This window comes from Beduini sp., assembly GCF_047239305.1.
GTDB lineage: Bacteria > Bacillota_I > Bacilli_A > Erysipelotrichales > Coprobacillaceae > Beduini.
On sequence record NZ_JBKTEM010000019.1, the window covers coordinates 15,698 to 28,790 of the forward strand.

The window sequence follows — 13,093 nt, forward strand, 5'->3', positions numbered from 1 at the left end:
TCTTGTCACTTTCTTGTGATTTGCTTGCAACTTCCTTGAAAGCGTCTTGCTATAATGACATTGCAAGGAGGAATAATCATGAAAAACAACATTGTTGAAACAATTAGCTTAACAAAAAAATTTAAACATCAAACAGCAGTAAATGCGATTAATATGCATGTACCTCAAGGAGCTATTTATGGATTTATAGGAAGAAACGGGGCTGGGAAATCTACCGCTTTAAAAATGATCTGCGGACTTGTCAAACCGACTTCCGGTGAAATTCGATTATTTAATGATCCGGATTTTGATTTAGCGTATCGGAGTATTGGCGCACTCATTGAAAATGTAGGAGCATACCCGGAGTTGTCAGCAAAAGAAAATATGCTGTTAAAGGCGACCGGACTGGGCTTAAATAATAAAGAGGAGATTGAGTCATTGTTAATATTGTCCGGACTAAGTCCAAAGGATAAAAAGCCGGTTAAACAGTTTTCTTTAGGAATGAAACAGCGTTTAGGGATTGCGTTGGCATTGCTGGGGAATCCCGATTTATTGATTTTAGATGAACCAATCAATGGTTTAGATCCTGAGGGAATCCGAGAAATACGTAATACCATTTTAAAATTAAATGAAGAAAAAGGGATGACCTTTATTATCAGCAGTCATATTTTAAGCGAACTTGATAAAGTAGCGACCCATTATGGAATTATAAAAGATGGGGAATTGATTGAAGAGATTACGCAAAAAGAACTCGCTGAAAAATGTAAAAGCTTTTTGGCGATGCGAGTTAATGATTTAAAAAAGACAACGTTTATTTTAGAAGAAAAGCTGGGGATCAAAGATTATGAAATCAAGGAAGATGGAGAACTCCATATCTTTACCCAAAATGATAGTCAGATGATTAATACGGAGCTGATGAAACAGAACATTCAGATATCTCAGATCTATTATCAAAAGCAAGATCTGGAATCCTATTTTCTTAATAAGGTAGGGGGGCAGGATCATGCTTAGTCTGCTTAAAATGGATATTCGAAGAATGTTGAAAAGCAAATACTTCTATATCAGTGTCTTAACATTTACAATCATTATGGGAATCTGTATTCGTTCACAAAGCGGAGCACAGGTCGAATATGGTTTTCAGGCAATTCAGACAGAACATGAAATTGGCATTTCCAACTGGATCGATTTTCGTTTATATATGCCGCTTCATATTATCTATGGCTTTGCTTCGAAATACATTATGTTGATTTTTGGCAGCTACATGGTAACCTTCGTATGCAGCGAATATAATTCCGGCTATATTAAAAATTCATGCATGATGTATAAAAACAGAAATATGATCATTCTAAATAAAGTGCTTGTCTCTTTCTTTCTTGGTATCGTAGTCACTGTTTTATCTTATGTTATTTCCACTGCTTTTGGCTTTCTTTTTATAGAAGGGTTTGAATGGGGTGATTTAGGGGCACTGATTAGCTATATGGGAATCATGCTCATTCAAAATGTCGCACTTTTTTCTCTGCTGACCTTTGTATCTACTCTAACGAGAAATAAAACGGTTGGCATCCTGCTGACATTTATTGTTACGACCGGACTATCAATGATTGTATGTAATGCAGTGTTTGATTTACTGCACATCAGTGATCTATCAAACTACACCATCTCACAATTGTATATGTCAATGCCGATGTATTATGATCCGGTATTAAGTATACGTGTGCTGTTTGGTTCAATTGGCTTCATTGTTCTTTACAATGTGCTGAGTATTTTAGTTATCAATCACAGAGATATTTAAAAACAGGAGGGATAGAATGAAAGTAATTGTCATCATGCTAGTGGGTATTATTTTTATTCTGTTCCTTTTTATTATTAAATTAAAGGCTGATCTTCATCATATTAACCGGCAGACACATGCTAAACTGAATAAAGAAAGCCATTTTATCATCACGAATGATGTGAAAATGAAAGAAATGACAAACCTATGTGAAAACCTGAATCTGATGTATGAAAAATTCTATCAGGCTCAGCTTAATGAATTACATAAAGAAAATGAATTTAAAGAAATGCTGTCTTCGATTGCTCATGATGTGCGAACGCCTCTAACAAGTGTGCAGGGATATCTGCAAATGCTTCAGGAAAAAGAAACGACAAAAGAAAATGAGCCTTACTATCAGATCATTCAACAGCGAATAGACGATATCCGTACTTTACTGGAACAGTTCTTTTTTTATTCTAAACTTTTGAATAATGACGCTTCATGGGAGACAAAGTCTTATTCACTCTATGAGAGCTGCTGTCAATCTTTAGCGGGTTTTTACAACCAGTTTGTAAAAGCTGGGGTTGAGCCACAGATTCATTTTGATGATCCGGATTACACAATCGAAACAAATCTTGATTTACTGCAGCGTATTTTTGATAATCTCATCATGAACGGACTCTTACATGGAAAAGGTAACATATGGATCCGTCAGAGTGGGGATGAGCTTTCTTTTACCAATGAGATTGAGGAGACCTGCTCTATCGATATTGAAAGAGTATTTGAACGCTTCTATAAAGCAGATCCTTCGAGAATCCATATCTCATCCGGGTTGGGGTTAGCGATTGTTAAAGAGATTGCGGAATATTCTAAGATAAAAGTAAGAGTTCAATTAGAGAATCGTTTCTTCAGTGTTGTTCTTGATTTTAAAGATATTCATCAAAATAAAAGCCATGGGATTTGATATGCAGATTGCAAGAAAAATCACCATGGTTTTATTGATTTGAAAAAATAAAGAATCCTTATGAAGAATGTTTATAATAGGAAAAGAAAGAGGGGAATGGAGAATGATTGAACAAGATCGTATAAAAAAGATATTATTTGGCGGAGATTATAATCCTGAGCAATGGCCGGAAGAAGTCTGGGAAGAAGACATGCGTCTTTTTAAATTAGCACATGTCGATACCGTCACGATTAATGTTTTTAGTTGGGCAATGCTTCAGCCCAGTGAAGAGGTCTATGATTTTAGTAAACTGGATAAGATCATGGAGATGGCTAAAAAGAATTATCTGAATGTTTGCTTAGCGACTTCAACCGGTGCCCATCCGGCTTGGATGGCAAGAAAGTATCCTGATATTTTAAGGGCCGATGCTCAGGGGATCAAGCGTCAGTTTGGCAGCCGCCATAACTCTTGCCCGAATTCTAAAACATATCGCTGCTATGCTCCTAAATTAGCGGCAAAGATCGCCGAACGCTATAAAGGATATGATAATATTGTGGCTTGGCATATCAGCAATGAATTTGGTGGAGAGTGTCACTGTGATAACTGCCAGCGAGCTTTCAGAGTATGGCTGAAGGAAAGATACGGAACGATTGAAAAACTAAATGTTGCATGGAACATGGCATTTTGGGGACATACTTTATATGATTTTGAAGATGTTGTACTGCCTGATTTAAGATCAGAAGAATTTTTAAGACCGGGACGTACCTGTTCAAGCTTTCAAGGAATCAGCCTGGATTATAAGCGCTTTAATAGTGAAAGCTTGTTGGAATGCTTTCGATTGGAACGGGAGGCAGTGCGTGCAATAACACCGAATATTCCGATTACTACTAATCTCATGGGAACTTATAAACCATTGGATTATCAAAAATGGGCAAAGGAAATGGACTTTATCTCTTGGAATAATTACCCTGAATATGATGCTATTGCGTCTCAGGTGGCATTCAGCCATGATCTGATGAGGGGAATTAAGCAAGGCAAACCATTCGCTTTGATGGAACAAACCCCAAGTGTCAGCAACTGGCATCCTTATTGTGCATTGAAGCGTCCGGGGGTGATGCGTCTGTACAGCTATCAGGCAGTGGCGCATGGGGCAGACACAATTCTGTTTTTTCAAATGCGCAGAAGCAAGGGGGCCTGTGAAAAATACCATGGAGCATTAATTGATCACTGCGGACATGAACATACCCGTGTCTTTAAAGAAATGAGTGAGTTGGGAAAAGAATTAGATCACTTAGGCTCTGCTGTCTTAGGCGGATACACTCAAAGTGAGGTGGCAATTGTCTTTGATTGGGATAATTGGTGGGCCAGCGAATTATCGGCAGGACCTAGCCAAAATATCAATTACTTAAAGGAAGTACAAACCTATTATCATTATTTTCATTCTCATCATATTCCGGTTGATATTATAGGCGTTGATGATGATTTATCTCAGTATAAGATTGTCATTGCTCCGCTTTTATATATGTGCAAAGAGGGCTTTGATCAAAAACTGCGTGATTATATTAAGAATGGTGGTAGTTTCGTAACCACTTATTTCAGTGGCTATGTAGATGATCATGACTTAGTTGTAGGCGCTTATCCGGGACACTTAAAAGATTTATTAGGTATCTGGGTAGAAGAAATTGACGCTTTGCCGCCGGAAACTTCTAACTATTTTGATTATAAGGGACAAATATATCCAGCGATGATCGCCTGTGATCTTCTGCATACTAAAACGGCGGAAGCATTAAGCACATATAAGCAGGATTTCTATGCGGGAATGCCGGCAGTGACGAAAAATCAATATGGAGACGGTCAAACCTATTATATCGCTACCCGTTCCAATGACGCTTTTTATGAAGCTTTCTTTGATGACTTGACAAAACAATTAGGTATTTTCCCGATCATAAGCATTCCTCGGGAAATTGAAACGACTATACGTCAAAATAAAAATGGAAATTTCTTATTCCTATTAAATCATTCCCGTGAGACGCTTAAATGCGAAATAGACCGTGAGGGCAAGGAGCTTTTTACCAACCAATCTTATCAAAAAGGGGATACTTTAACCTTTTTGCCTTATGACGTTAAAATCATAAAATTCTAAATAAAAAAGTTCAGATCGAAATCGCTGACGCCATTTTCGAAATGAACTCTTTTTTATTAGTCTAAGTTTTCTCCGTTAGAAGCAATAACTTGTTTATACCAGTCAAATGATTTTTTCTTAGAACGAGCTCCTGTTCCGTTTCCGGCATCATCACGGTCTACATAGATAAATCCGTAACGTTTGCTCATTTCCCCAGTTGATGCTGAAACTAAATCGATACATCCCCAAGTTGTATAACCGATTAATTCAACACCATCTAAATCAATCGCTTCTTTCATCGCTTTAATATGTTCTCTTAAGTAATCGATACGATAATCATCATTGATAGAACCATCAGCTTCAACCACATCTTTAGCCCCTAAACCATTTTCAACGATGAATAATGGTTTTTGATAACGATCATATAATGTATTTAAAGTCATTCTTAATCCTAATGGGTCGATTTGCCATCCCCATTCACTTGCTTTCAAGTATGGATTTTTAGCACTTGCCATCAAAGCATTTCCAGTCCCGCTTAAATCTTTCGGATCTGTTGAAACACAGCTTGTTGAATAGTAGCTGAATGAGATGAAATCCACTGTATTTTCTTTTAAGATGATTTTATCTTCTTCAGTCATATGAATATCAATGTTTTCACGTTCAAAGAATTTTAATGCAAAACGAGGGTATTCTCCTTTTGACTGTACATCAATAAAGAAATAGTTTTCTCTGTTCGCTTCATAAGAGGCAAAAACATCTTCCGGCTTACAAGTGAATGGATATTTGTATCCGGCAGCTAACATACATCCAACTTTATTTTCAGGATCGATTTCATGCGCAATCTTTGTTGCCCAAGCACTTGCTACTAATTCATGATGAATAGATAAATATTTTGCAGCAGTTTCATCTTCTCCTTCTTCAAATACAAGTCCGGCACCCATGAATGGTAAATGTAAGATTACATTGATTTCATTGAATGTCAGCCAGTATTTTACTAATCCTTTATAACGAGTAAATAAAACCGTAACTAAACGTTTGTAGAATTTGATTAATTTTCTGTTTTTCCATCCGCCATAAGTTTTGATTAAATGAATCGGACAGTCAAAGTGAGTAATTGTTACTAAGGGTTCAATTCCGTATTTTTGACATTCTTTAAACATGTCTTCATAGAATTTTAATCCTTCTTCGTTTGGTTCTGTTTCATCTCCTTTAGGGAAGATTCTTGACCAAGCGATAGATAAACGATACGTTTTGAATCCCATTTCCGCAAATAAAGCAATATCTTCTTTATAATGATGGTACATATCAATCGCTTCCATCGCCGGATAGAAATGCTCATTATCTGTTTCTAAGTTTGTCATATGTCCTGACATCGCAAAGAAACGATCTTTTCCGTGAGGGATAATATCAACATTGGCTAAACCTCTTCCGCCTTCTTGATAACCACCTTCACATTGATTGGCAGCAGTAGCGCCACCCCATAAGAAATCTTTTGGAAATCCCATTATATATTCCTCCTCATTAGTATATTTTAAACATATATATTATACCTGCTTTAAAAATAAAGTGGGTATTTTTTCATAATAGTAAAACAAAAATGCTAGGAATTTATTGGACAGACTGCTTTTGTTGTCAATGTATTTTAATTTAGTGTATAATAAGCGTAGGTGATCAAAATGACAAATTTTTTAATCTGTTTATTAATATTTAGTGTAATTATTTTAGTAATGGCATTAGTTTATGTGGTGGCAAATCTTATTTTTACGTTTAAGCTGCTACTTCAAACGGCTTCACGTTTAGAAAAAACGGTGACACGTTTGGATCAAATCACAACTAAAGGAAATGAGATCGTTGCGAATTATCGACGTCCTTTCTTATTCATGAGAGGTGTATCATTAAAAGTGCAAAGCATAGTTTCAAAGATTGTACATATATTTAAGTAGGAGGGAACTATGAGACTGAATATTGATGATATCAATGCTTTTAAAACGCCTTTAGCCAAATGGCTGGGAAACGAATATAAAGTAGATATAGAAAGACTGACATTATATATTAAGGATATCCTTTATTTTGATGCTGAAATGTATTATAAAGGATTGAAAATCCATATCGATGCTAAAGCGAAGATCAATAGTGAAAACGGAGATCTGATCATTGAGGTTGTCGAAGGGCAAGCCAAAAATAAATATCTTGTGTTCAATCTGATTGATTTTATTACACCGCTTATAAAAGAAAGCAGTTTTTTTAGAATTGAAAATAACAAGATGATCTTTTCCTTTGATGAGCTGCATCTGCCAGTGATCTTTAAGCAAATTAGAATTGTGGATGAAGAAATTTTCATTGATTTTTAGAAAACGCTTTCAATATAGCGGCAAATCTGTATAATGTAAATATACTTTTATGCTTTTAAAGAAGTGTAGAGATACACTTCTTTTATAATCAGTTGGGAGGCTACATAGCATGAAGAAAGCAGGAATATTATTGCCGATTTTTTCCTTACCTTCAATCGATGGTGTAGGAACATTTGGCAAAAGTGCTTATGAATTTGTGGATTATATGAAAGCAAGCGGACTGCATTATTGGCAGATTTTGCCTTTAAATCCATTAGATTCAAGTTATTCACCTTATCAGACTATTTCTAGTTTTGCGGGAGAAACTGTCTATATCGATCTTACCTTATTAAAAGAAAATGGATTGTTAGAAGAAATAGAATGGGAACATTTCGATTCACATTGGGCGGACTATCGCCGAGTAAAGATTTTTAAAGAACCTTATTTTAAACAGGCATTTGAAAACTTTACACCGGATCACCGCTGGTATCCGGATTTTAAACTTTTTAAAGAAAAGACATGGTGGCTGGATCATTTTTGTGACTTTAAGGTTCTGTATCGAACAAATAATAAAAATGAATGGTCAACTTGGCAGCAATTTGAAATTGATGATGCATTGAAAGAGTTTGAAGCGTTTAAGCAATATTTGTTTTATCGTCAATGGCAGGAACTCAAAAAATATGCAAATGACAATGGAATAGAAGTCATTGGTGATCTGCCATTTTATGTAGGCTATAATAGTGAGGACGTTTACTTTAATAAACAGCTGTTTAAATTAGATGAAAATAACCAGCCAAGCTGTGTTTCGGGAGTACCGCCGGATTATTTTAATCCTGACGGACAGCGCTGGAATCATCCAATCTATAATTGGGAGGTTTTAGAAAAGGAACATTTCAATTATTGGATAGATAAGATCCTGCAGGCTTGTCAGACAGTGGATATGTTAAGATTGGATCATTTCCGCGCCTTTGATACGTATTGGCAAGTAGATGTTCATTCAGTCGGTGCACGTGACGGATCATGGCAGGAAGCACCGGGACATGCCCTATTCACAGAATTATTCAATCGCTATCCCAATTTAAATCTTATTGTTGAAGATTTAGGATATCTGCGTGAAGAAGTCTATCAATTAAAAGATCGCTTTGGCTTTATGGGTATGAAGATCATGCAGTTCTCGTTTGAAGAAACATTGAATCAGCAGATTCCCGAAAACTGTCTGTATTATACAGGAACTCATGATAACGATACATTGCTTGGCTGGATGACTGAAGAAAACATTGACTACAGTATTGATGAACTGTTAGAGATGGCACTCGCGACAGCAGCAGAGATTGTCATCATCCCTTTACAGGATTTTCTTGGCTTGGATGATTCAAGCCGAATTAATTCTCCGGGAACAATCGGAACGCAAAACTGGACTTGGCGTATCAACAGCTTGGAGGATTTTGCCGAAAAATCTGAATCCATCAAAGCAATGCTGGAAAGAGCCCAAAGAATTTAAGATAATGCCATGATTTCGTGGTATTTTCTTTTTAAAAAAGGTATAATGAGTCACAGGAGGAAAAGAGAAATGAGAGAGAATGTTTGGAAAACGTATACAGAAGAAAATCTAAAAGATCTTTTTCAGTTCTGTGAAGGATATAAAGATTATATTTCTAAATGTAAAACTGAAAGAGAATGTGTTAAAGAAACAATTCGTATTGTAGAAGCGCAAGGGTATCATAATATCCAAGATTATATTGCGAATCAGAGTCCGCTTAAAGCAGGGGATAAAATCTATGCAAATAATTATGATAAAACGATCGCTCTGTTTGTCATCGGTCAGCAGCCAATGGAAAACGGAATGAAAATCTTGGGAGCCCATATCGATTCTCCACGTATTGACTTAAAACAAAATCCGGTATATGAAGATACAGATCTTGCATTATTGGATACGCATTATTATGGTGGAATTAAAAAATTTCATTGGGTAGCTCTGCCTTTAGCGATGCATGGGGTAGTGTGCAAAAAAGATGGAACAACGATTGATGTCGTGCTTGGGGAAGATGAAAATGATCCAGTCGTTGCGATTTCCGATTTATTAGTTCATTTATCAGGTGAACAAATGTCAAAACCAGCTTCAAAAGTCATTGAAGGGGAAAGCTTGAATGTATTAGTAGGAAGCATTCCGTTAAATGGTGAAGAAAAAGAAGCGGTAAAAGCAAATGTATTGAAACTGTTAAAAGAAAAATATGATTTTGAAGAGGACGATTTCTTATCAGCAGAAATCGAATTAGTTCCGGCAGGAAAAGCACGTGATTTAGGACTTGACCGTTCAATGATCATGGGATATGGGCATGATGACCGTATCTGTGCTTATACCTCTTTGATGGCTACATTAGCGATTGAATCAACGGATCGCACTTGCTGCTGCTTGTTAGTAGACAAGGAAGAAGTAGGAAGCAACGGTGCCAGCGGAATGCATTCTAAATTCTTTGAAAACACGGTGGCGGAAATTATTAATTTAATGGCTGTTTATGATGATTTAAAGCTTCGTCGTTGTCTAGCTAATTCAGTGATGCTGTCATCTGATGTTTCAGCAGCTTTTGATCCAAATTATCCTAGTGTATTCGAAAAGAAGAACTCAGCATATTTTGCCAGAGGAATTGTTTTCAATAAATATACCGGATCTCGCGGAAAATCAGGGTGCAATGATGCTAATCCGGAATATATCGCTAAATTAAGAGATATCATGGATAAACATCATGTAGCCTTCCAAACAGCTGAATTAGGTGCTGTCGATGTTGGCGGAGGCGGAACAATCGCATATATTTTAGCCAACTTAAATATGCAGGTGATCGATTGTGGAGTACCTGTGCTGAATATGCATGCACCATATGAAATTGCATGTAAAGCAGACATCTATGAAACAGTTAAAGGATATAAAGCTTTCTTAATTGAGGCATAATAAAAAGCACTTGATGGGTAGAACCTCCAACTTGTTAGATTTCATCTGACCTTGGAGTACTGTTCATTCAAGTGTTTTTTTTGTTATGGTTCTAATCTTCTTAGCACACAATCCAAATAGTAGTGAATGGGAAGTGTATCTAAATAGGCTAAGAAATCATTGTCATATGTACCTGGCTGCAGCCAAATATATCGGATGCCTAATTCTAAACATTGCTTGATGTAATCATAGCCATGCTTTGGACTTACCACAAAGACAGCTACCTCTATCTTTTGAGGGACTGATAATAAACTTGGGTAAAGCGGATCCCCTTCTACTTCTTTATAGGCATAGCTGATACCACTCACATGATAATGATGTCTCTTTAAACATTGGTAGATCTTGTATCCGTATTTTTCCGGATCGGTTGTAACGCCAATCACAGCAAAATGGGAATAAGTATTTAATAATTCATTTGCTTCCATAATCATTCTCCTTAATATCAATGTACAATAATTAGGAAAGGAATACAAAGAGATTGCATAAATATATGCATTCTTCTTTTCAATTCTGTAATTCTTTTCTATACTTAATAAAAAGAAGGTGACAGCATGACAGCACAGGAGTTTTTCGATCAAATCGACTTTTTATATGAAAGTGACCCGGAACAAGTAGAAGCTTTCCTGCAAAAGCAAAGAACTGCCGGAGAAAACAGACAAGATTTAGGATGGCAGTTAATGGTATTAAATGAGCTGATTGGATATTACCGCAGCCGTTCAATGCATCAGAACTCTATCGATCATAGTTTTATGGCGATTCGACTGTTAGGAGATGCGGGGTTAATCCAACATGTTCAAGGAGCGACAACCTTACTAAATTGTGCAACGGCTTTTAAAGCAGCGGAATGTTATGAAGAAGCAAGCCTGCTGTATGAACGCTGTCTGAAAATATATGAAGATGAAATTGATTCAAAAGATGAACGTTTTGCCAGTCTTTATAATAATATGAGTGATCTTTACCAGCGCTCAGGAGACATGCTTAATGCCAAAGCATGCTTGAGTAAAGCAATGGAGATCATGGATAAAGAAGCGCATCCGATAGAATGGGCTACCTCAATGACTAATCTTGGTGGACTTTATTTAAAAGAGGGGGATATAAAAAAGGCAGAATCTATCTTGGTTCAGGCACAAGTCATCTTTTCAAAAACGGAGGATCCTCACTATGGAGTTTGTCTGTTATACTTAGGGAAAATCAGACAGAGTGTGGAAGACTATGAACATGGATTAGCCTTAATCCGTCATTACTTTAAAGAAAATGATGACTTCAAAGCAGGCTGGGAAGAATATATTGAACTTTTAAAAGAAAAGAACTTGACAGTACGCTTTCAGTTAGCGCAAAAGAAAGCGATAAAAGGAATTGAACTATCACAAGCTTATTATGAAGAAGTTGGAAGACCTATTTTAGAGAAAAATTTCCCGAATCAATTTAAGCAGATGACCATTGCTTTAATAGGAATGGGGAGCGAATGCTATGGACTTGATGATGTGATTTCACAGGATCATGACTTTTATCCGCGTTTTCTTATTTTTGTTGAGGATAACATCGATTCACAGTTATTTGCTAAGATACAGAAAGTGTACGATCAGCTTCCTGATTATTATTTAGGATATCGAAAAACACATACTCGCTATAAAGAAAAACGAGATGGTGTGTTTAAGATTGAATCTTTTTTTAAAGAGATGCTGGGCAGTCATTTTATATTGGAAAATACATTGGATTGGTTTTATCTTGATGAAGCGGTTTTATCCATACTTCAAAATGGAAAGATATTTAAAGAAGGAGAAAACTCTTTTAATGAGTGGCGTCGACGATTCTATTATTACAGTGAAGATGTTCGATTAAAAAAGATTATGAGCTGTATCGCTAAAATGGCACAGTCGGGACAATATAATTATGCTAGAATGATGAAGCGAGGAGATATTGTAGCGGCAAATCATGCCTTGTCACAATTTATTGAAGAAACATTGAAGGTACTCTATTTATTGAATCGGCAGTATTGTCCATATTATAAATGGCGTTTTGCTTTGGCAAAACAAATGTTTAAAGAAAAAATTGTGCTTTGTCAACTAGAATCACTTGTTCAATCTCCTTTTGAACCATTATTATATAAAGAGACAGGGGAAAGGCGAGCAAGCGATTTAAAAGTAAAATGGATAGAGGAAATCAGTCATGCTGTTATTGAGGAGTTAAAAAGACAGCATTTGACTGATCATGATGCTCCCTTTTTACAAGATCATTTAGAAAATATAAGAACACGCATCAGTGATCCGAAGATTAAGATGATGCATGTGATGGAGGGATAATATGAGTAAGATAAAAGAAATTATTGATTTAGAATGGGAAATGTTTCAAAACGTAAGAAACGAAGGCGGTGTTGCGGATTGTCAAAAAGATCAGGAAACCTTTCGCATCATGCGCTACAGTCAGTTCCAAACATGGAATGATGAATTGTTGGAAAGCTATTATCAGGATTTATTAGAAGGTAAAAACAGCGGCTGGAATTTAGTTATGGAAAAATATGCCCGTATGATGGAAACGACAGCACCGAAAAAATATGAAGAAATTGCCCATATCCTACCTATGATTGATGAACAGCGTAAGGAATTAATGGAAGTCGTTATAGGAATTCAGGTAAAATGGATGGAGAACTTTGCTAAAGAATATCCGGGATTATCGCAGAACGCTCGACATGTCCATACCTTTGAAGATCAAGAAGAAGATACTTCGTTTGAAACATATCTGCGAGGAGAACTATGTACATATTCTGATCATACTTTTAAACTGTATTGTGAGTTTATATTGAACTTAGTAAAACAGAATAAGAATCTGACAAAGATGACAATTGAGAATACAGTTAAGCTATATGGCTATGAATCTCTTTATAACGCAGAAAAAAAGATAAAATAGAAATTTTTTAAAAAATATTAAAAAAGACTTGTCAAAGGAGAAAGGACGTGGTAATATAAACAGGCAGTCCAAT

Annotated in this window: 12 protein-coding genes; 10 read left to right on the forward strand and 2 right to left on the reverse strand. The window is 36.2% G+C overall.

Going from position 1 to position 13,093, the window contains the following annotated elements; genetic code table 11:
* Positions 1–78: 78 nt before the first annotated feature.
* From ACLRVU_RS14725 to ACLRVU_RS14740, 4 genes are all read left to right on the forward strand, one after another.
* The gene (locus tag ACLRVU_RS14725) at positions 79–990 is read left to right on the forward strand and encodes an ATP-binding cassette domain-containing protein (RefSeq protein WP_412892283.1); all 912 of its coding nucleotides are present in this window, start codon (positions 79–81) and stop codon (positions 988–990) included.
* A complete protein-coding gene (locus ACLRVU_RS14730; RefSeq protein WP_412892284.1) occupies positions 983–1,771 on the forward strand; it encodes an ABC transporter permease subunit in 789 nt (262 codons plus the stop codon). Before ACLRVU_RS14725 ends, ACLRVU_RS14730 begins: the two co-directional genes overlap by 8 nt.
* 16 nt (positions 1,772–1,787) lie before the next feature.
* Positions 1,788–2,696, forward strand: coding sequence for a sensor histidine kinase (locus tag ACLRVU_RS14735; RefSeq protein WP_412892285.1), 909 nt, complete (start codon positions 1,788–1,790; stop codon positions 2,694–2,696).
* Between the two features lie 103 nt (positions 2,697–2,799).
* Positions 2,800–4,818, forward strand: a complete 2,019-nt coding sequence (locus ACLRVU_RS14740) for a beta-galactosidase (protein ID WP_412892286.1) — start codon at positions 2,800–2,802, stop codon at positions 4,816–4,818.
* Positions 4,819–4,874: 56 nt separating this feature from the next.
* Here ACLRVU_RS14740 and ACLRVU_RS14745 read toward each other — a convergent pair whose 3' ends face one another.
* Complete coding sequence (locus ACLRVU_RS14745) at positions 4,875–6,302, reverse strand: 6-phospho-beta-glucosidase (protein WP_412892287.1); 1,428 nt, start codon at positions 6,300–6,302, stop codon at positions 4,875–4,877.
* Positions 6,303–6,473: 171 nt separating this feature from the next.
* Here ACLRVU_RS14745 and ACLRVU_RS14750 point away from each other — a divergent pair, with 171 nt between their 5' ends.
* The 4 genes from ACLRVU_RS14750 to ACLRVU_RS14765 all read left to right on the forward strand — a co-directional run bounded on the left by ACLRVU_RS14750 (position 6,474) and on the right by ACLRVU_RS14765 (position 10,074).
* Positions 6,474–6,740, forward strand: a complete 267-nt coding sequence (locus tag ACLRVU_RS14750) for a hypothetical protein (protein WP_412892288.1) — start codon at positions 6,474–6,476, stop codon at positions 6,738–6,740.
* A gap of 9 nt (positions 6,741–6,749) precedes the next feature.
* On the forward strand, positions 6,750–7,148 hold the full coding sequence (locus ACLRVU_RS14755) for a hypothetical protein (protein WP_412892289.1): 399 nt from the start codon (positions 6,750–6,752) through the stop codon (positions 7,146–7,148).
* A gap of 109 nt (positions 7,149–7,257) precedes the next feature.
* Positions 7,258–8,628 (forward strand): 4-alpha-glucanotransferase, encoded by a 1,371-nt coding sequence (gene malQ, locus ACLRVU_RS14760; protein WP_412892290.1) that lies wholly within the window; start codon positions 7,258–7,260, stop codon positions 8,626–8,628.
* 69 nt (positions 8,629–8,697) lie between these two features.
* Positions 8,698–10,074, forward strand: coding sequence for an aminopeptidase (locus ACLRVU_RS14765; protein WP_412892291.1), 1,377 nt, complete (start codon positions 8,698–8,700; stop codon positions 10,072–10,074).
* A gap of 83 nt (positions 10,075–10,157) precedes the next feature.
* Here ACLRVU_RS14765 and ACLRVU_RS14770 read toward each other — a convergent pair whose 3' ends face one another.
* Positions 10,158–10,538, reverse strand: coding sequence for a CoA-binding protein (locus tag ACLRVU_RS14770; protein WP_412892292.1), 381 nt, complete (start codon positions 10,536–10,538; stop codon positions 10,158–10,160).
* A 126-nt stretch (positions 10,539–10,664) separates the two neighbouring features.
* Here ACLRVU_RS14770 and ACLRVU_RS14775 point away from each other — a divergent pair, with 126 nt between their 5' ends.
* Together ACLRVU_RS14775 and ACLRVU_RS14780 are read left to right on the forward strand one after the other, a co-directional pair.
* Positions 10,665–12,416 carry a DUF4037 domain-containing protein gene (locus ACLRVU_RS14775; RefSeq protein WP_412892293.1) on the forward strand — a complete coding sequence of 584 codons (1,752 nt, stop codon included), beginning with the start codon at positions 10,665–10,667 and terminating at the stop codon, positions 12,414–12,416.
* 1 nt (position 12,417) lies between these two features.
* Positions 12,418–13,020: a DUF4125 family protein gene (locus tag ACLRVU_RS14780; protein WP_412892294.1), complete on the forward strand. Its 603-nt coding sequence runs from the start codon at positions 12,418–12,420 to the stop codon at positions 13,018–13,020.
* The last annotated feature ends 73 nt before the right edge of the window (positions 13,021–13,093 follow it).